Below are 18,038 nucleotides of genomic sequence, written 5' to 3' on the forward strand. Positions count from 1 at the left end.
GATTGTCAGCCGCAGCGTCCTTGGTGCAACGTCAACTTGGGTAAGTTGGCACCACTGTACGGGTCACGGCCGTTCGGGGGAGGGACCAGTTCGGGGGGATTGCAGCATCCGCGAACCGCGTGTATCACGCGCGTGGACAGAGTGACCGGACCGGAGCACGAGCCCGGGCGCCCCGGGACTATCCTTGGAGAAATTCACGGATGAGGCCCCATGAAATCTGCAATCGAGGCTGGCGAAGCGCTCTGCACGTGCGGGCACGTCCGGGCGGCGCACGAGCATTACCGTCCCGGAACGGACTGCAGCCTGTGCCCGGCCGGGGGTTGCGACCGCTTCACCGCCGCCCGGTAGTCGCGGTTTACAGGCCTTCGGCGATCGCCGCGGTCGCGTAGAGCCATGCCTCGCGGGTGCGCGGGGCAAGGGCGTCGATGTTGAGCGGGCCGCCGGCGACGAGCGCCGGGTCGTACGGCACGTCGACGACGGTGCGGGTGAGCTGGCTGAAGTGGTCGTGCAACCGGGCGGACAGGGCCCGGTCGGCGGTCTTGGCCGGGGACGCGAGCACGGTCACGGCCTGGGCGACCTTGTCCCCGTGCCCCTTGAGCCGCAGCCCGTCGAGGAGCGAGGCCGCGCCGTAGGCGGTGTCCTCGCGGATCGTCGAGACGACCACGAGCTGGTCGGCGGTTTCGACGGCGGCCTCCCAGTTCGAGGCGCGCATGTTGTTGCCGGTGTCGATGATCAGGATCCGGTAGAAGCGGCTGAGCGCGGCGTGGAGCTTGCCGAACGCGACATCGTCGATGCTCGCGGCACCGGCGGGGTCGAGGTCGGAGGCGAGCGCGTCGAAGCGGGCGTCGCCCTGGTTGCGCACGTACTTGTCGAGGTCGCCGACCCTGGCCGACGTCGAGTACGCGAAGTCCTCGAGGTCGCGCAGCAGGTCGACGGCCGTGTTCGTGTGCTGGGCGCCCTGCGCCCGCACGCCGAGGGTGCCCATCGTCTCGTTGTTGTCCCAGGCGAGGGTGTACCCGCCACGGTGGATGCCGAAGGTCGCGGCGATCAGCAGGGTCGCGGTGGTCTTGTGCGCGCCACCCTTGGGGTTGAGCACCACGATCGTGCGCGGACCGCTGAGGCTGCGCTGCACCGCAGCGATCGCGGCGCGGCGGGCGAGTTCGCTCCGGCCGGGCGACGGGTTCACGAGGCCGCCGGTGACCCGGCGCACGGTGCCCTGCCAGCCGAGCAGGGCGGGTCCAGCGACGATCGCGGGACGGGAGCTCATGAAGTCGGCGAGGTTCGGCCCGTCTTCCGCGGCGACCAGGGTCGTGTGCGGTGCTGGGACGAGCAGGGCGGAGGACGCGGAGACCGGCGTGGAGCGGAAGGCGGCGACCGAACCGGACGCGATTTCCACATCGTCGTCGTCGGCGTCGAGATCGCCGTGTTCGAAGATGATGTCCTCGAAGAGTCCGGGCGGCGGCCCCGGCGTGCGGCGGGGGCCGGCCGGCAGGGACTCGGCGGGCAGCGACTCAGGGGTCAGTGACTCGGCGGTCAGGGACTCGGCGGGCTGCGAGGCATCGTGCCCGGGTGCGGCCTCGGGCGCGGCAGCCGTGGGGACGGCAGCATCGGCGTCCGCGTCAGCGTCAGCGTCAGCGTCGGCGTCAGCGTCAGCGTCGGCGTCAGCGTGGGAGTGGGAGTGGGATTCGGCTTCGCGTTCCGTCGCGGACTCGGCCTCGGCCTCGTCGGCCGAGAACTGCGCCGCGGCGTCGAGGGGATCGCCGAGGGCTGCCAGCTCGGCCAGTTCCTCGAGGGCGTCGATCGGTTCCATCGGTTCGGCCAGGGATGCCGCGGCGCTGCGGTCTCCGGTGTGGGCCATGGCGCGCTTGGCGATCTTGCCCTGCGCTGCGGATTCCTCGGCTTCGAGTGCTGCGCTTGAGAGCGCGGCGGCGGGGATGAAGTCGCCTGCGGCCTCGACTTCGCCGTCCGGGTGCACGACGAGGGGCCATTGGCCCTGCTCGTCGTCGGCGGTCAGCCGCACCGGGCGGCCGAGTTCACGGGCGGCATCCGTCACGCGGTTGATGATCTCTTCCCGAACACCGGCTTCGTCGCCGGCCGTCACCTGCTGACCCACCCCGTCGATGATCAGTTCGCCGGTTCCGTTGCTACGAATCGTTGCCTGGATGCGAGGAGGTACGGATACTTCGTGTTTCATGGTCAGCCTTTTTTCCGTCGAGCTCAGCTCTTCGTGCTTTGGTGCGCTCCGGAATAACTGGACCGCGCCACGGACCAGCCTAACGGGCGGAAGTGATTACCCCTCGTTTAGGCGTGATTCTTCCTCAGTTGCACCCTCGGCGGACGCGCACTGACGCCCCGGATTCCCCGGGAATCGCCGTCCGCGTCCACTGTCGCCGTACACCGGGGTCACTCGGCGGAAACGGCGACTCTCGGCGAGATTCACGGATGCGTGACGCCGCCCGGGCGCGCACCGCGCTCCGCGAGGATCCCACTTCGCGCCCAGCGTCGCCTACTCATCGGGGCCACTCGGCGAAGACGGCGACTCTGGGTGATTATCGCGCGCTCGCATAGACGGCCACAACCCTGTGCGGATGCCGAGCCGGGCTTCCGTTCCGCTATCGGCGAACTCGGTTCGCTGGCTCAGCCCGCGAGCGGCAGGTTCTCGGTCCCGGGGTGCCAGCGGATGGCGCGGATCCCCGCGCGCGTGGCGTGGGTGTCGTCATGGCCGTTCTGGCGGCGGCACTCCACGAGTTCCTGGGTCGCCGTGATGTGCGGGTCGCGGCAGGAGTTGGCGTAACTCGTGTAGTCCGTCTCGAGCAGGAGTTCATCATCGGTCATGGTTGCGTGTTTCTGGTTCACAGCACTGTTTCTGGTTCACGACACCGCCGGCTTGCGTCGTGCGCCGGCAACGGTGCCTGGTGGTTCAACTGAATCGGACGGCGGTGAGCGACGCCCACTGCGGGCATCGAGCCGGTCGTCACTTTCGCGGGGGAGCCGTCGAGGGATCGACGTCTCGTGCGAGGCAGTTATGTTGCTGACCAGAGTAGGGCGGCGCTACACCGAACGCGCAGCGAAACTGATGAATCGTCACATAAACGTCACTGTGTTACGGGCGCGTCACCGAACCGATTCGACGGAGATTTTCGTTTCTGAACCGATTCAGGGGCGTTCCCACGTGCCGAAACCGCAGAATCTCCGTCGAATTCGTCAGGGACGGGGGCGCGGTGGCGGCGGGTCATCGTGCGGAGGCGGCGGGTGCGGGCTGTCGTGGGGGTGCGGGCGGCCGTCGACCTCGTGCTTGCGCAGGTGCGGCGGGACCGGGGGCGGCCCATCGTGCGGTCCGTGCGGATGCGGGCCGTCGTGCGGAGGGTGCGGGTGGGGATGCGGGCCGTCGTACGGGCGAGGAGGCGGGTGCGGGCCGTCGTACGGGTGAGGGTGCGGTTGCCCAGGGGTTGGCGGCGTGCCCGGGGACGGCAGCCGCGTCTCGGGACGGACGGCGGCATCCGTTGTGATCGCGCCGGACTCGACCGGGACGCCGGCCTCGCCTGGCTCGCCGGGAACAACCGACTCGGCAGGCTCGGTCACCTCCTCTGCCGCAGCCGCACCAGCCGACTCCGGCGCGGCCGTGCCGTAGTAGCCGTAGAGTTCGTTCTCCTCGTCGGCGGTGATCGATCCCCGGTCGCTCTCGATGCGGGGGCCGTTGCGGATGCGGTCGCGGTCGAAGGCCACGACCACGCGCGGGCCGTCGATGGTCGCACCGTAGAGCGGAACGAACGACTCGAGCATGCCGAACAGGCCGGTGCGCACCGTGACGAAGGCCGGCTGGCCGGAGTCCTCGCTCAGGAAGACCTGTTCGACCGAGCCGAGCTTCACCCCGTCGCTCGTCACGACGACACCGCCGTTGACGACGATGTCGTCGATCCCTTCGAGGGTGATCATTCGGTCATTCCTTCCCTGGAGGCACGCGCTCGAGGCACGGCTGGGTTCCTGTATTCTCGCACCGCACCGGGCGGCCGGGCGGGTGTCACGCGGTGACGAGGATCATCGTGAGCACGCTCAACCCGACCGTGACCGGGGCGAGCACGAGGCCGAAGAGTGCATACCCGCGCCACGTGATCAGCACGTTCATCTTCTCGAGCCTGCTGTGCCAGAGCAAGGTCGCGAGGGAGGCCCACGGGGTGATCAGCGGGCCGACGTTCGCGCCGATCAGCACGGCCAGCAGCCGCGGGGTCGAGTCGGCGACCGGCTCGAGCGCGAGGTAGGCGGGCAGGTTGTTGACCAGGTTCGAGCCGACCAGGCTCGTGCCGGCCAGGCGGAACAGGTCGCCCGGAGCGTTCCCCGCCCCGGCGAGCGCGGTGAGCAGCACCGGCAGCCCGAGGTTCTGCAGCGCCTCCATCGCAAGGAACAGGCCGGCGCTGAACAACAGCAGCGACCACGGAATCAGGGTGATGCGGAGCACGCTCCGGCGCCGCACGGCGAACACGACGGCCAGCACGAGCGCGGCAATGCTCGACGGCAGCCACACCGGGAGGCCGACGACGAGAGCGGGCAGCAGGGCCGCGAGCACGAACGCGCTCGTCCCGAGCAGCACCCGGTCGACGGATGCCGCCGCTCCCGACGTGCCCGCCACGCGCATCCGCTGCACGGGCACGCTCGCATACCGCTTGCTGAGGTCTTTGCGGAAGATGAGCGCGACCATGGCCATCGGCACGATCACGGCGACGAGGGCGGGGGCCGCGGTCAGACCGGCGAAGGCGATCGGGGAGATGCCGCCGAGGCGGTTCTGGGCGAGCAGGTTGGTCAGGTTGCTGATCGGGAGCAGCAGGCTCCCGGTGTTGGCGAGCCACACCGTCGTCAGGGCGAACGGCAGCGGCGGCAGGCCCGCCTGCCGCGCGACCACGACGACGACCGGCGTCAGGAGCACGGCGGTCGTGTCGAGCGAGAGGAACACGGTCGTGACGATCGCGATCCCGGCGACCCACAGCCAGAGCAGCCAGGCCCGGCCGCCGCCCCAGTGCCGCAGCCGGCGGGCGATCCAGCGGAACACCCCCGCCTCGCTGCAGAGCTCCGTGACGACGGTCATGGCCACGACGAACGCCAGGATCGGCGCCACCCGGTCGACGAGCACGAGCAGTTCGTCTAGCGGGAGCAGGCCGGTCGCCACGGCGACGGTGCCGAGCAGGAGTAGACCGGCACCGATGAGGGACAAAACCATGAATCGGAGTGTATCGGTCGGGAGCCCTCCGCCTCGCGAGAGCGCACTTGTGGCCCTTAAACCGCGGTTTTAGGGGCCACAAGTGCGCTCTCGCGGCGGGGGTGAGCGGAAGCGCGAGCGGGTCAGCGGAAGGCGCTCACGCCCGTCAGGTCGCGGCCGATCAGGAGGGACTGCACGCTCTCGGTGCCCTCGTAGGTGTGCAGGGATTCGATGTCGGCGAGGTGCCGGATCACGTGATTCTCGAGCAGGATTCCGTTGCCGCCGAGCACGTCGCGCGCGGTTGCCGCGATCTCGCGGGCGGCCCGGGTGTTGTGGTACTTGGCGAGGGACGCCTGGATCGGTCGCATGGTTCCGGCGGCGTCGAGTTCGGCGAGGCGCAGGCAGTAGAGCTGCATCGCGGTCAGCTGGGACAGCATCCGCGTGAGTCGTTCCTGCACGAGCTGGAACCCGGCGAGGGGCTTGCCGAACTGGATGCGCTGGTTCGAGTAGCTGAGAGCCGCCTCGAAGACCGCGGTGGCGTGGCCGAGCGCCGACCAGGCAACGCCGAGGCGGGTGGCGAAGAGCACGGTCGCGGTGTCCTTGAAGGTGCGGGTGCCCGGCAGCAGGGCGTCGAGGGGCACGCGCACGTTGTCGAGCACGATGCGGGCCTGGTGGATGCCGCGCAGGGAGCCCTTTCCGGTGATCGTCTGGGCCTGGTACCCGGGGGTGTCCTGCGGCACGAGGAACCCGCGCACATTGCCGTCGTCGTCGCGGGCCCAGACCACGGTCACGTCGCCCACGGAGCCGTTGCCGATCCACTTCTTCTCGCCGGTGATCACCCACGCGTCACCCTCGCGGGTCGCGGTGGTCTCGAGCGCGACGGAGTCGGAGCCGTGGTCGGGCTCGGTGAGAGCGAAGGCGCCGAGCTTCTCGGCGCGGGCCAGGGGCACGAGCCACTCCGCCTTCTGCGCCTCGCTGCCATACAGGGCGATGCTGCGAAGCGCGAGCCCGCCCTGCACGGCCACGACCGTGCCCATCGAGCCGTCACCGCGGGAGATCTCCATGTTGACGAGTCCGGCGGCGAGGGGGGACATCGCGGTGAGGCCGGGGCCGGCGACGCCGTCGGTGAGCAGGTCGAGCTCGCCGAGCCGGCGGACGAGGTGCAGCGGATACTCGGCCTTGTCCCAGGCTTCGGTGACCTCATCGAGGGTTTCGATCGCAAAGGCGCGGGCCCGGTCCCAGAATGCGCGGTCGGCCGCGGGCACGTCCCGGAAGAGTTCGTAGTAGTCGGTGTCAAGCGGCACGGATACGTCGTAGTCGGGCACGGTTCCCCTTCGTTGGGTTCGGCTGGTGTGACACTCAGTGTCGGGTCAAATGACACTGAGTGTCAAGTTGCGGGTCCCGATGTGTGCGCGGCGCGGCGACCGCCGAGGGCGCGGGCGACCTCTCGGGAGAGCTCGTCCGGGGAGATCGTTCCCGGGAACACCGCGACCACGAGCTCGGCCGGGGCCTCCCCCGCCGGCTGCTTCCCGTCCGCCGGCTGCCGGGCCGGGGCGGATGCTGCGTCCGGGTGGAACAGGCGCCCCACTTCGCGGAGTTCCGCGGCGAGCTCCGCCGCCAGATGCGCGGCATGCTCGGCGTCTGTCGCGGCATCCGGCTCGACACCGATCGTCGAGCCCCTCTCGGCGCCCGGCTCGGCACTCGCCTCGGACTCGGCCGCGGAGACTGTCGCGGCAGCGGCCGCAGGATCCGGCTCGGCGCCCGACGCGGCATCCGCCCGAGACGAAGTGGGGGCGGCACCTCGGATCAGGCGGCGAAGTTCGTAGTTGTGCGTCGCGGTGACTGCCGCGGCGTAGCGAATGGCGGTGAGCGGGGGCACCTCCGGGCGGGCGGAGCGGAGGTAGGCGGCGAACATCTGCTCGTATCGGATGGCCATGATCGTCTCGCGGTCGCGAAGGGTCGGGGTGTCACGGACGACGAGGTCGCGCACGCGGACGCTGTCGAGCCGTTCGCGGAACCGCTCGAAGACCATCGTCGCGGCGTCACGGACCGCGAGCCAGGGGTCGTCGTGGCGCACGGCGAAGTACGCGGCGATCTGCACGGCGAGTTCGTCGTGGTCTGCGAAGATCACGTCTTCCTTGGATCGGAACTGGCGGAAGAAGGTGCTGCGCGAGACGCCGGCCGCGCGGGCGATGTCGCTCGCGGTCGTGGCCTCGTAGCCGTTGGTGCGGAACAGGCGCACGGCGATGTCGGCCACCTCGACGCGGGAGCGGGAGCGCGCCGGACGGGGCCGGGCGGGGACTTCTGCTGCGGGAACGGACATCAGTCGAGAAATTAGCACGGAATCGCGCCCACTCCCGCGCACCTGGTCGTCTGGAGCAGTGCGGGCTCAGCGGCTCAGCGCACGGCGGCGAGCTCCTCCGGCTCGGCGATCACGTCGACCATTGCCGTTCCCCGGAGCACGGTGACCGGAAGCGGCCGGCCGATGGCGTCGCCGAACAGGAGACGCTGGAGTCCCTGCGCGTCCCTGACCGGTTCGCGCCCCGCTGCGAGGATCAGGTCGTTGGGCTTGAGGCCGGCCCGATCGGCGGGCGAACGCGCGATCACGTCTACGACCCGCAGGGCCACGTCCTGGTGCACGCGGGCGGCAACGTCGGGCGGCAGCGGTATCGGTGTACTGACGAGGCCGAGGTATGCCCGGCGCACCCGGCCATCCCGCTGCAAAGCGTCGATGATGCGTCGGGACGTGGGATTGATCGGCACGGCGAGGCCGAGGCCGACGCCGGCGACGGCCGTGTTGATGCCCACGACGATGCCCCGCGAGTCGGCGAGCGCCCCGCCGGAATTGCCGGGGTTGAGTGCGGCATCCGTCTGGATGACGTCTTCGATGACCCGGGCCGCCGAACCGGACCTGGTCGGCAGCGAGCGCCCGAGCGCGCTGACGACGCCGGCGGTCACCGAGCCGGCGAGGCCCATCGGGTTGCCGACCGCGACGACGAGCTGGCCGACGCGGAGAGTGTCGGCGTTGCCGAGCCGGGCGGGTTCCGGCAGGGTCAGGGCAGGGGAACGGAGCACGGCGAGGTCGGAGAGCGGATCGGAGCCGACGATCTCGAGTGCGCTGCTCGTGCCGTCGGAGAAGAGGGCGAGGCCGGCATCCGCCCCGAGCACGACGTGGGCATTCGTGAGCAGGTAGCCCTCTGCGGAGTAGAGCACGGCCGAACCGGCGCCGCGGCGCACCCGGCCGCGCGGCGTGGTGACCGACATCTCGATCGCCGCGACCTGGCGGGTCACGGTCGCGGCGACCTCGGTCACGACCCGGGAGTACGCGTCGAGCGGGCCCTCGGTGGTCTCGTCCCCTGCCTCGGTCATCGCCCGTCTTCCCCTTTCCCTTGCCCGCAGTCACTGCGGATGCCGGCCAATGTACTCGGGCTCTGCCTGCGTTGGCCCTCCCCGGCTCACGCCCTCGGCGAACACGGGAGCGGGGCCGTGCGCGCGATCCTCCCCGGACGGCCGCACCGGTCCTCGATCGACGCGATCGCCACTGACGATCGGTGCTCCGGCCGCTGATGCACGGCTACTCCGTGGTGGTGCGCCTGACCGCAACCTGACCGCGGACCCCATTCGCCACCGTTCCGCGCCCGCCGCTCCGTAGCGTGGAGGGCTGACGAGCGGAGCGTACGTGGCAGAGATCGAGCAGAGCACCCGGCCGATGCTGAGCAAGGTCCCCCAGGTGACCGCCGCGTTCTGGGTCGCCAAGGTGCTCACGACCGGGATGGGCGAGACGACAGCCGACTACCTCGTGCACCAGATCGACCCGCCCCTCGCCGTCGGCCTCGCGGGCCTCGGCCTGCTGGCCATTCTGCTCCTGCAGTTCGCCCTCCGCAGGTACGTCGCGTGGGCCTACTGGCTCGCCGTCGTCCTGGTGAGCATCTTCGGCACCATGGCAGCGGATGCCGTGCACGTCGGCCTCGGAATCCCCTACCTCGTGTCCACGGTCGCCTTCGTCCTCGCACTCGCCGCCCTCTTCCTGGCCTGGCGGACGACCGAGAAGTCACTCTCCATCCACAGCATCGTGACCCGCCCCCGCGAGTGCTTCTACTGGGCGACGGTGCTCACGACCTTCGCGCTCGGCACGGCGGCCGGCGACCTGACCGCGATGACCTTCGGGCTCGGCTACCTCGCGTCCGGGATCGTCTTCGCTGTGCTCATCGCGATCCCCGCAGTGGCGTATCTCCGCTTCGGCATGAATGCGACGTTCGCATTCTGGTTCGCGTATGTCCTGACGCGGCCGCTCGGGGCATCCTTCGCCGACTGGGCCGCCGTCTCACCCGCGCGGGGCGGCCTCGACCTCGGCACGGGCCCGGTGAGCCTCGTCCTCGCTCTGGCGATCCTCGCTCTCGTCGCCCGCCTCGCCTCCCCCTCACGCGAAAGCGGGCGAATCGTCGGTTTGACGCACTGAAACCGACGATTCACCCGCTTTCGCGGCGGAGACGCGGCGGCTCGGCGCTACTCGGCGCCGAGGCCGGCCGCGGAGACCGGGGGCTCGCCGGCCGCCGTGCGCACCTTGTTGAGCGCCGTGAGATCGAAGAGGCTCGTCAGGTCGCCGGTCTTGGTGGTACCGGCCGTGACGCCGTTCTTGAGGCTCACCGCGAACGTCGACGCGAGCGGATCGGTCGAGAACGTCACCTTGGTCAGTGCGCGGGTGATCACGGTGTCGGAGAGTGCCTTGCCGCTGTCGGCGGTGAGCTTCTTGTTGATCACGGTCGCGGCATCCGCCGGGTTCTTCGTCAGCCAGTCGACGGATGCCGCGTTGCCGGCCACGAGCGCCTGCACGGTGTCCGGGTGCTCGGTCAGGAAGGCCTTGCGGACGAGCAGCACCGTCGTCGGGAATGAGCCGTCCGGCCAGAGCGAGGACTCGTCGACGAGCACCTTCGCGCCCGCGTCGACGACGAGGCGGGAGACCCAGGGCTCCGGGAGCCAGGCGCCGTCGATGGCGCCGCTCTGGAACAGGGTGAGCGTCTGGGCGTTGTCGGTCGGCGTGATCTTCACGTCACCACCGCCGGACGTGTCCGTCGTGAAGCCCTGGCTGCTGAGCCAGGAGCGCAATGCGACATCCTGGGTGTTGCCGAGCTGCGGGGAGGCGAGGATCTTGCCCTTCAGGTCCGCTGCGGAGTTAATGCCGTCGCGCACGACGAGGGCCGCTCCCCCGCTCGTCGCGCCTGCGACGATCTTGATCGACTCGCCCTTGCTCTTGATATAGCTGTTCACGGCCGGGCTCGGGCCGATGTATGCCGCGTCGATCGCCCCGGCGCTGAGCGCCTCGATCGTCGCGGGGCCGGCGTTGAAGATCTGGGTGCTGAGCTTGGTACTGCCGAGGGATTCCTGCAGCAGGCCGTTCTCGAGTCCGACGAGCGCGGGGGCGTGGGTGACGTTGTCGAAGTAGCCGAGCCGAAGCTCTGCGGCGGGGCCTGCCGAGGCGCTGGCCGATGCAGCATCGGCCGAGGCGGCGCATCCGCTCAGGGTGCTGGCGAGCAGGGCGACGGATGCCGCGCCGAGGGCGAGGCGCATCCCCGCGCGACGAGCAGTGGTGGGGGTCTTGGTGGACATGGGCTTCACTTCCATTCGGTGGACGGCGTGCCCCGAGGCACCCGGACTGGTCACGAGACCTGGGTGGCCTCGAGACGACGTTATTCATCGAATGCCCCGGGCGACATTCCCGCCGGTCACGCCCGGTCACGAAACGTAAAGCAACGTCACACAACCTCGACGAGCCCGGCGCGGCGGCCTGGGACTCGGCCCGGGCGGCGCTGAGACTCGGCAGGGGCGTTGGCCCCGCAGCCGCACGGATGCTGATTGACTGAGGTGTGCGCACACCGAAAACCCGCTGTTACCGGAACGGAGACCTCGTCGACGAGGGCTTCCCGCTCGCCGACGTCTCCGAACACCTCGCCGACGAGGGCTGCGTGGTCTGGGTGGACCTCTGCTCGCCCGAAGAAGCCGACCTCGACCTGCTCGCAGAGGAACTCGGCCTGCACGCCCTCGCCGTCGAGGACGCCATGAAGCTGCACCAGCGTCCCAAACTCGACCGGTATTCCGACCACCTGTTCCTGTCCGCGTATGCGATCACCTTCTCGCCGGAGACGGCCGCCGTGGAAACGTCGGAGATCGCCGCCTTCATCACCGACCGCGCGTTCGTCACCGTGCACAAGGACCCCGATTTCAACATCGACGCCGTCGTCGCACGTTGGGATTCCTCCCCCGACCTCGCCTCGAACGGTGTCGCGTTCCTCCTGCACGGCCTCCTCGACTTCCTCGTCGACGGTTATTTCGAGGCCGTCGAGGCCCTCGACGACCAGGTCGAGGAGCTCGAGAGCCAGCTCTTCGAACCGAGGAGCGACCAGGAGGCCGTGCAGCGCCGCTCCTTCGATCTCCGGAAGAGCCTCGTGTTGATGCGCCGGGTGATCCTGCCGATGCGTGAGGTCGTCAACACCCTGCTGCGCCGGGACGTGCACCTGCTGCCGAACGACATGGCGCCGTACTTCCAGGACGTCTACGACCACGTGCTGCGCGCGATGGAGTGGACCGAGAGCCTCAGGGACCTCGCCACGAGCGTGCTCGAGGCCAACCTCGCGATCCAGGGCAACCGGCTCAACGTGATCACGAAGAAGGTCACCGGGTACGCGGCGATCATCGCAGTGCCCACGGCGATCACCGGTTTCTACGGCCAGAATGTCCCGTACCCCGGCTTCAGCGAACTGGGCGGTTTCTACAGCTCAATCGCGCTCATCGTGGGCCTCTCCACGCTCCTCTACCTGCTCTTCAAGCGCAACGACTGGATCTGAGACAGGTACGACCGGGCAACGACCAGCGGATGCCGGGCGCGGCCCCAGGGGGTCGCGCCCGGCATCCGCCACCGCTACAGCGCGGGGGCCCCGACCGTGTCGAAGATCGCGTAGTCGTCGGTCACGAGGGTTCCGTTGCTGAACAGGTTCAGCCCGAAACTGATCGCGGTGGCGCCGGCCGGGAGCACCGGGGTGGTGAAGCTCGCCTGGGTGAAAGCGGATGCCGTCGCGAGCCACGGGCTCGACGTCCAGTACTGCCAGGTCCCGCTCGCATCGCGGTAGTAGACGGCGAACTGGGTGGACGTCGTCGACGTGTACCAGGCCCGGAGCGAGTAGGTGTGCCCGGCGATCGCGGGCGGGGCGCAGGCCCCGCTGTCCAGGCTCGGCAGCAGCTTCGCGTCGCCGTTGGCGTAGTTCGTCACGACGAGCTTTTCCGCCTTGGTTCCGGTGTGCGCCGTCGCGACGGTCGTGAACGTGGCGGTGTTGGAGCCGTAGCCGCCGATCTGGTAGCACTGCGGGAGGGCGGCGACGCCGGCGGTCTCCAGGCTCGAGTTCTGAACCAGGTTGGTTCCGGGGGCCGGCGGCGGCGGTACGGGCAGGGTTGCGGCGTCGAAGGCCGAGTAGTCATCCGTGGTCAGGGTGCCGTTGCTCAGGAGGTTGAGCCCGAACGTGATCGCGCTCGCGCCCGCCGGCAGGGCCGGGGTCGTCCAGCTCGCCTTCTGGTAGGTCGCGGACGCCGCGAAGAGCGGGCTCGCGGTCCAGTAGGTCCAGGACCCGAGTCCGGTGCGGTAGTAGACCTCGATCTGCGTCGCCGCCGTGGACTTGTACCAGGCCGCGAGCGCGTAGGCCGTGCCCGGGGTGGCTGCCGGGGCGCATCCGCCGAGGTCGGGGGTCGGCAGCCATTTCGCGTCACCGTTGGAGTAGCCCGTCACGGTCAGGCGGCCGGCCCGGTTGCCGCTGCGGCCCGGAGTGACCGTGGTGAAGGCAGGGGTGTTCGTGCCGAATGAGGCACCCTGCCAGCACTGCGGAACCCCGGCCGTGAGGGTTTCGAAGCCGGGGTTGGACACGAGGTTGCTGCCGGCCGGCTTGGGCGTGACGGCCGGGCCGGAGACGACGGCCTTCACCGTGCCGCCGATGACCTGGTCGACCGTCTTGATCGTCGTCGTGGCCGGGCGGGTCTTCAGCCACTGCACGAACTGGGTGAACAGCGTCGGGCTGATCGTGAGCGGGTCGGTGAGCCCGGTCGCGATGTGGTGGAAGGTCAGCTGCTGCCAGCCGCCTGCGGTCTCGGCCTGGGTGACGGTGTTCTTGAGATCCGTCAGGCTCCAGGTGTTGTCGACCTCGTCGGGGGCCTGGGTCAGGTACGGGTCCGCCGGCGGGATGGTCTCGGCGAGCGCGCAGCCGGTGCAGCCGAACCGGGTCTGGATGTCGCCGAGGCCGCGGGCGCTGTTGTACCCGCAGTTCTTGACGATGGTCTCGGTCGCGGGCGTGAGCAGCGAGGCGAAGGGGTAGGCGAAGCTCGTCACCCGGAATCCCCAGTTGGTGAGGTTGACCCGGTCATTGCAGACCTGGCGGGTGGCCTCGTCCGTCGGCAGGGTCGCGAGGTCGGGGTGCGTCACGGTGTGTCCGCCGATCTCGTTGCCGTCGGCGACGAGGCTCTGCATTTGCGCGACCGTCAGATAGCCCGGCTGATTGACGTAGCCGGACGGTGTGTAGAAGGTGCCGTGCAGCCCGTTCGCCTTGAGGATCGAGGCGGCGGTCATCTGGTCCGCGTTCGCGTCGTCGAACGTGAGCGTGATGACGGCGGGAACGGCGGCGCTTGCGGGAAGGGCGGCGAATCCGTCGGCGACTCCGACGGAGACGAGTGCGAGCACGAAGGTCGAGACCCAGGCGATCCAGCGGGGGCGGCTTCTCCTGAATCCGCCGGTCGGCCGGTGACTACCGGCCGCAGGAATGCCTGGCTGAACGTCCATTTCGCTGAGCTCCATTCTGGGCCCCTGTCTTCCGCGCCGGGGCGGCACGGAAGACAGTCGGGTTGGGGCGCCGGAGGAACCATTAACGGGTGACCTTTCAGCCCTGTCAATGCGCGGCGCCCCACCAGAATGGGGGGCAAACGGATGCTTAGGCCGCGCGGCGACGACCCGTCGCGAGGCCGTAGATCAGGAGGACGACGATGGAGCCGCCGATGGCGAGGAGCCAGGTCTGCAGCGAGAAGAAGTCCTGCAGCGGGGCGTTGAACAGGATGCCGCCGAGGAACCCGCCGAGGAGCGCTCCCACGACACCGAGGAGCAGGGTCACAAACCAGCCGCCGCCCTGCTGGCCGGGGAGGATGAGTTTGGCGATGGCCCCGGCGATCAGGCCGAGGAGAAGGAAACCGAAGAAGCCCATGGGGTGCTCTTTTCTATATTGGTCACGCGTGGTTGCGAATGATGTGGTGAAACGGTGGTGCCGTGAATCGGTCGTGCGGTGAAACGGTCCTGCGGTGAAGCAGTCGTGCGGTGACACGACATCGGCGCGGCAGGCCGGGGCCCGCCGCGCCGAAACAGGACTAGTCCTTGAAGACGTCCTTGATGTTCTCGCCGGCCTTCTTGGCGCTCGCGGCTGCCTGCTCCGCGCGCCCCTTTGCGACCTTGGAGTCGTCGTTGGTGGCCTTGCCGATGGCCTCGTTGGCCTTGCCCTTGAGGTCTTCGGCCGCGTTCTTGATCTTGTCCGATGCGCTCATCGTGTTGTCACTTTCTCTCGGTGTTTCTCTGGGAATGCCCGACGCGGTTGCGCGGGAAGTCTGGTCGTCTTCTGAGGGGTGGTGCACGTCGTTGACCGTGACGTTCACCGCCGACACCGCGAGGCCGACGAAGTCCTCGATCGCCCGGGTGATGCTCGCCCGCACCTCGGCCGCGACCTCATGCACGGGAACGGGGTACTCCGCCACAATGACGATGTCGACGACGACGTCCGTGTCGCCGACCGTCACGCTGACGCCCTGGCTCAGGTCCGTTCCGCTCAGGGCCTCCCGGATGGCGCCGAAGGCACGGACGGGCGCGCTGCCGAGGGAGTGCACCCCGGTCACGCCACGGGCGGCGACCCCCGCGACCTTGGCGACGACACTGTCGCTGATGACGGTCTGCCCGCCGGGCGAATCGCCACCGGACGCACCGCCAGACGAGTCGCGATCGGAAATACCGCGAAGAGCACGGGAAAGCGCCATGATAGGTATTCTTTCGTTGTCGATGGGCGATGATCGTGGTGATCGTGGTGATCGTCACTGGTATGACGGAGTCCGCAACCGTTTCGTCACGCGGAGATCGAAAATTGATTCAACCCACCACCGGGTGATTCGGGAAGGACGTGATGACAACAGTTACCAGGCTCGCCGTCGCATCCGCTCTGGACACCGCCTCCGATGCCCTCCTCGCCGACCGTGCGGCCGACGGCGATGTGCGCGCCTTCGAGGTCCTCGTGCGCCGCCACGGCCCGCTGATGCGGGTGCACGCGACCCGGATCCTGGGTTCGAACGACGAAACGGACGATGTGGTGCAGGAGTCGTTCATCACGGCCTGGCGGCAACTGCCGACCCTCGAGAACGGCGCGGCCGTGAAGAGCTGGCTGATGCGCATCTGCGGGCGCAAGAGCATCGACCGGGTGCGCGCCCGCCGCGACCACGCCGACATCACCGAGACGGATGCCGCGGCCCCGGCCGCCCTCACGCCGCACCACGTCGCCGAGACGCAGGAACAGGCCGAGGCCCTCGCACGCTGCCTCGCGGAACTGCCCGACGACCAGCGGCGTTGCTGGACGCTGCGGGAACTCGGCGAATACAGCTACACCGATATCGCCGAAGAACTCGACCTGCCCGTGTCGACCGTGCGAGGCTTGTTGGCACGCGCCCGAAAAACCCTGCTGCGGGAATTGGAGGACTGGCGATGAACACCCCAGACACCCCCTTTGTGGCGTTCGATCCCGAGGAACAGGCCGAGGAACAGGCCCGCCTGTCCGGGCACACTATCGAGGACCTCAACGACTACCTCGACCGCGGCCGCACCCCGAGCGATTCGAGCATCGACGACTCCCCGGCATGCACGACGGCACTCACCCGGCTCGAGCGGCTCCGCTCAGCGCTGCGCCGGGTCGATTCGGCCGCCGTGGACCGGGAAGCAGCGCGGAACGACGGCTGGGTCGCGACCATCATCGACAGCATCCGGCTTGAAACCCGGGCCGGCCGACGGATCCCGCTCGCGTCCGACTCACCGGTCGCCCGGCTGGCGCTGACCGAAGGCGCGGTGATCGGTGTCCTGCGCACCGCGGGGGACGGAATCGACGGCATCCTGATCAGTCGCTGCCGCCTCGACGGCGACGTCACCGAGCCGGGGGCGCCGATCACGGTGCGCCTCGAGGTCTCGGTGGGTACCGACGGGATGGATGCCGGCGAGAGCGTCCCGGTACTCACGGCCCGCCTGCGCGCGGCGGTCTACGCGGTGCTCGTGCAGCAGACCGAACTCTCGATCGCCGCCGTCGACATCACGGTCACCGACCTGTACCTCAGGACGACCCCGTCGACCCCCGAAGGAGACGCCGATGAGTGAGCCCGCCGTCGCACCCGATCGACTCGACGACGACATCCTCGCCGTCCCCGGCGTCGACGCGCTCTACCCGGCCGGCCCCCTCCTGGCCACGGTCGTCACCTCGGTCGTCGCCGCGCTGATCCCGAGCGTGGACGCTCCCAATCCGGTCGTCGTCGTCGAGCGCTCCGGCGGACTCTCCATCGCCGCGAATATCGGCGTCGGCCCCGACCATGCTGCACCGGATGTCTGCCGCCGCGTTCACGACGCCATCGCGGAGCACTTCAGTCGCGCCGGAGACCCGGTCATCGCCGAGATCGCGGTCACGGTCGCCCGCATCGGCTGACGACCCCGAGGGCACGCGCGGACGGCGCGGTCAGAATCCCTGAGCCGAGGACGCTGCGGCGAGCATGGCCGGCTTCGCCGACCGGCTTCCCGCCTGTTTCTGGGCTCGCATGGCGTCGTCGGCGTTCCTGAGGAGCACCTCGAGCCGAGGCAGGTCGCCGGACTCCCCCGTGTCTTCGGCCATCGCGATTCCGATCGTCGCGGAGACGTGCAGGTGCCGCCCCTCGCAGGCGAAGGGACTGGCCGCACTCGCGTGGATGCGCTCGGCGAAGGATGCGGCCTGGGCCTTCGTGACGCTGTCGAGGAGCACGACGAATTCGTCCCCGCCCAGGCGGCCGAGGATATCTGCCGGCCGAGAGTGCTCCCGCAGGCGATCGGCGAAGGCGACGAGCACCTGGTCGCCCACCCGGTGACCGTGACTGTCGTTGACGGCTTTGAACCCGTCCAGGTCGATGTACAGCGCGGCCATACCGGCGAAGTCTCTGCCGGCCTCGAGGATCGCGGCCGCGCGTTCCTCGAGCTGGCGACGATTGGGCAGCCCGGTCAGGGAATCGTGCAGGGCCGCGTAACGGAAGTCAGCGGAGAGTTGCTGGAAGATCTGGGACACCGACACGACCCGGGGGCCCTCCTCGGTGAGCACGAGCACGTCGCGGTACCGGACGTCTTCGGGCAGGACGAGGATGCGCTGGGCCGCCTGGGCGAGGTTCATGCTCCCGTCGAGCGCCAGCGACCGTTCGGGGACGAGCTGGGCCGCGGTCGACCGGCTGTGCAGTCCGCGGCCGTAGCCGAGTCGTCCGGTCAGGGTGTATTCAACCTGATCGCGGGAGAGCAGCGAATAGATCTCACCCTCCTGGACGACGACGGAGCGGAGCTGGCGCTCGGACCGGAAGATCCTGTCAATTTCGGAAACCGGGGTACTCGCGGAGATGAGTTGCGCATCCGTGGCCAGATCGGTGAGGCAGACCACACGATCACCCGTATGGGGGCCGATCCAGGGGTCGAGAAGTGATCGCATGATTGATCATGGCCGTGTCGACGGCCCGCGAACCTCGAAACCGCCACTGTTTGCCGTCTGTTCAGCACCCCGGTGGCCGTCGTTTCCTG

At 69.3% G+C, this 18,038-nt stretch carries 17 protein-coding genes; 5 read left to right on the top strand and 12 right to left on the bottom strand.

Features of this window, described 5'->3' with window-relative positions; all coding sequences use genetic code 11:
- Nucleotides 1-355: 355 nt before the first annotated feature.
- The 7 genes from E3O44_RS15165 to E3O44_RS15195 form a co-directional block, all read right to left on the bottom strand.
- Complete coding sequence (locus E3O44_RS15165) at nucleotides 356-2,194, bottom strand: MinD/ParA family ATP-binding protein (RefSeq protein ID WP_134535620.1); 1,839 nt, start codon at nucleotides 2,192-2,194, stop codon at nucleotides 356-358.
- 443 nt (nucleotides 2,195-2,637) lie between these two features.
- Nucleotides 2,638-2,835 (bottom strand): hypothetical protein, encoded by a 198-nt coding sequence (locus E3O44_RS15170; protein WP_134535621.1) that lies wholly within the window; start codon nucleotides 2,833-2,835, stop codon nucleotides 2,638-2,640.
- A 369-nt stretch (nucleotides 2,836-3,204) separates the two neighbouring features.
- Entirely contained in the window at nucleotides 3,205-3,936 is a 732-nt protein-coding gene (locus E3O44_RS15175; RefSeq protein ID WP_134535622.1) for a PRC-barrel domain-containing protein, read from the bottom strand.
- An 85-nt stretch (nucleotides 3,937-4,021) separates the two neighbouring features.
- On the bottom strand, nucleotides 4,022-5,212 hold the full coding sequence (locus E3O44_RS15180; protein ID WP_134535623.1) for an ArsB/NhaD family transporter: 1,191 nt from the start codon (nucleotides 5,210-5,212) through the stop codon (nucleotides 4,022-4,024).
- Nucleotides 5,213-5,334: 122 nt separating this feature from the next.
- Nucleotides 5,335-6,516 carry an acyl-CoA dehydrogenase family protein gene (locus E3O44_RS15185; protein ID WP_134535624.1) on the bottom strand — a complete coding sequence of 394 codons (1,182 nt, stop codon included), beginning with the start codon at nucleotides 6,514-6,516 and terminating at the stop codon, nucleotides 5,335-5,337.
- Between the two features lie 62 nt (nucleotides 6,517-6,578).
- Entirely contained in the window at nucleotides 6,579-7,514 is a 936-nt protein-coding gene (locus E3O44_RS15190) for a TetR/AcrR family transcriptional regulator (RefSeq protein WP_134535625.1), read from the bottom strand.
- Nucleotides 7,515-7,588: 74 nt separating this feature from the next.
- On the bottom strand, nucleotides 7,589-8,560 hold the full coding sequence (locus E3O44_RS15195) for a S1C family serine protease (protein ID WP_134535626.1): 972 nt from the start codon (nucleotides 8,558-8,560) through the stop codon (nucleotides 7,589-7,591).
- A 310-nt stretch (nucleotides 8,561-8,870) separates the two neighbouring features.
- Between E3O44_RS15195 and E3O44_RS15200 the strand changes: the two genes are divergently transcribed.
- Nucleotides 8,871-9,650: a COG4705 family protein gene (locus E3O44_RS15200; RefSeq protein ID WP_241976362.1), complete on the top strand. Its 780-nt coding sequence runs from the start codon at nucleotides 8,871-8,873 to the stop codon at nucleotides 9,648-9,650.
- Nucleotides 9,651-9,697: 47 nt separating this feature from the next.
- Here E3O44_RS15200 and E3O44_RS15205 read toward each other — a convergent pair whose 3' ends face one another.
- Nucleotides 9,698-10,798, bottom strand: coding sequence for an ABC transporter substrate-binding protein (locus E3O44_RS15205; protein WP_241976363.1), 1,101 nt, complete (start codon nucleotides 10,796-10,798; stop codon nucleotides 9,698-9,700).
- A 257-nt stretch (nucleotides 10,799-11,055) separates the two neighbouring features.
- Between E3O44_RS15205 and E3O44_RS15210 the strand changes: the two genes are divergently transcribed.
- Nucleotides 11,056-12,033, top strand: a complete 978-nt coding sequence (locus tag E3O44_RS15210; RefSeq protein ID WP_134535628.1) for a magnesium transporter CorA family protein — start codon at nucleotides 11,056-11,058, stop codon at nucleotides 12,031-12,033.
- A gap of 74 nt (nucleotides 12,034-12,107) precedes the next feature.
- Here E3O44_RS15210 and E3O44_RS15215 read toward each other — a convergent pair whose 3' ends face one another.
- The 3 genes from E3O44_RS15215 to E3O44_RS19435 form a co-directional block, all read right to left on the bottom strand.
- A complete protein-coding gene (locus E3O44_RS15215) occupies nucleotides 12,108-14,006 on the bottom strand; it encodes a polysaccharide deacetylase family protein (protein WP_134535629.1) in 1,899 nt (632 codons plus the stop codon).
- A gap of 148 nt (nucleotides 14,007-14,154) precedes the next feature.
- Nucleotides 14,155-14,421, bottom strand: a complete 267-nt coding sequence (locus tag E3O44_RS15220; RefSeq protein ID WP_134446342.1) for a GlsB/YeaQ/YmgE family stress response membrane protein — start codon at nucleotides 14,419-14,421, stop codon at nucleotides 14,155-14,157.
- 160 nt (nucleotides 14,422-14,581) lie between these two features.
- The gene (locus tag E3O44_RS19435; protein WP_134535630.1) at nucleotides 14,582-15,238 is read right to left on the bottom strand and encodes an Asp23/Gls24 family envelope stress response protein; all 657 of its coding nucleotides are present in this window, start codon (nucleotides 15,236-15,238) and stop codon (nucleotides 14,582-14,584) included.
- Nucleotides 15,239-15,381: 143 nt separating this feature from the next.
- Between E3O44_RS19435 and E3O44_RS15230 the strand changes: the two genes are divergently transcribed.
- From E3O44_RS15230 to E3O44_RS15240, 3 genes are read left to right on the top strand one after another with little or no spacing between them, the layout of a single operon-like run.
- On the top strand, nucleotides 15,382-15,957 hold the full coding sequence (locus tag E3O44_RS15230) for an RNA polymerase sigma factor (RefSeq protein ID WP_134535631.1): 576 nt from the start codon (nucleotides 15,382-15,384) through the stop codon (nucleotides 15,955-15,957).
- The gene (locus E3O44_RS15235; protein ID WP_241976364.1) at nucleotides 15,954-16,613 is read left to right on the top strand and encodes an Asp23/Gls24 family envelope stress response protein; all 660 of its coding nucleotides are present in this window, start codon (nucleotides 15,954-15,956) and stop codon (nucleotides 16,611-16,613) included. The genes E3O44_RS15230 and E3O44_RS15235 overlap by 4 nt, the downstream gene beginning before the upstream one ends.
- Nucleotides 16,606-16,935, top strand: coding sequence for a hypothetical protein (locus E3O44_RS15240; protein WP_134535632.1), 330 nt, complete (start codon nucleotides 16,606-16,608; stop codon nucleotides 16,933-16,935). The genes E3O44_RS15235 and E3O44_RS15240 overlap by 8 nt, the downstream gene beginning before the upstream one ends.
- Nucleotides 16,936-16,965: 30 nt before the next feature.
- Here E3O44_RS15240 and E3O44_RS15245 read toward each other — a convergent pair whose 3' ends face one another.
- Entirely contained in the window at nucleotides 16,966-17,949 is a 984-nt protein-coding gene (locus E3O44_RS15245; protein ID WP_134535633.1) for a GGDEF domain-containing protein, read from the bottom strand.
- Between the last annotated feature and the right edge of the window lie 89 nt (nucleotides 17,950-18,038).

The sequence above is a fragment of the Cryobacterium algoricola genome, from assembly GCF_004402485.1.
GTDB lineage: Bacteria > Actinomycetota > Actinomycetes > Actinomycetales > Microbacteriaceae > Cryobacterium > Cryobacterium algoricola.

What these genes read in the sequence shown, in the direction of transcription:
- E3O44_RS15165 (WP_134535620.1), bottom strand. Translation starts at nt 2,194, where the DNA reads ATGAAACACGAAGTATCCGTACCTCCTCGCATCCAGGCAACGATTCGT.
- E3O44_RS15170 (WP_134535621.1), bottom strand. Translation starts at nt 2,835, where the DNA reads ATGACCGATGATGAACTCCTGCTCGAGACGGACTACACGAGTTACGCC.
- E3O44_RS15175 (WP_134535622.1), bottom strand. Translation starts at nt 3,936, where the DNA reads ATGATCACCCTCGAAGGGATCGACGACATCGTCGTCAACGGCGGTGTC.
- E3O44_RS15180 (WP_134535623.1), bottom strand. Translation starts at nt 5,212, where the DNA reads ATGGTTTTGTCCCTCATCGGTGCCGGTCTACTCCTGCTCGGCACCGTC.
- E3O44_RS15190 (WP_134535625.1), bottom strand. Translation starts at nt 7,514, where the DNA reads ATGTCCGTTCCCGCAGCAGAAGTCCCCGCCCGGCCCCGTCCGGCGCGC.
- E3O44_RS15195 (WP_134535626.1), bottom strand. Translation starts at nt 8,560, where the DNA reads ATGACCGAGGCAGGGGACGAGACCACCGAGGGCCCGCTCGACGCGTAC.
- E3O44_RS15205 (WP_241976363.1), bottom strand. Translation starts at nt 10,798, where the DNA reads ATGTCCACCAAGACCCCCACCACTGCTCGTCGCGCGGGGATGCGCCTC.
- E3O44_RS15215 (WP_134535629.1), bottom strand. Translation starts at nt 14,006, where the DNA reads ATGGACGTTCAGCCAGGCATTCCTGCGGCCGGTAGTCACCGGCCGACC.
- E3O44_RS15220 (WP_134446342.1), bottom strand. Translation starts at nt 14,421, where the DNA reads ATGGGCTTCTTCGGTTTCCTTCTCCTCGGCCTGATCGCCGGGGCCATC.
- E3O44_RS19435 (WP_134535630.1), bottom strand. Translation starts at nt 15,238, where the DNA reads ATGGCGCTTTCCCGTGCTCTTCGCGGTATTTCCGATCGCGACTCGTCT.
- E3O44_RS15230 (WP_134535631.1), top strand. Translation starts at nt 15,382, where the DNA reads ATGACAACAGTTACCAGGCTCGCCGTCGCATCCGCTCTGGACACCGCC.
- E3O44_RS15235 (WP_241976364.1), top strand. Translation starts at nt 15,954, where the DNA reads ATGAACACCCCAGACACCCCCTTTGTGGCGTTCGATCCCGAGGAACAG.
- E3O44_RS15240 (WP_134535632.1), top strand. Translation starts at nt 16,606, where the DNA reads ATGAGTGAGCCCGCCGTCGCACCCGATCGACTCGACGACGACATCCTC.
- E3O44_RS15245 (WP_134535633.1), bottom strand. Translation starts at nt 17,949, where the DNA reads ATGCGATCACTTCTCGACCCCTGGATCGGCCCCCATACGGGTGATCGT.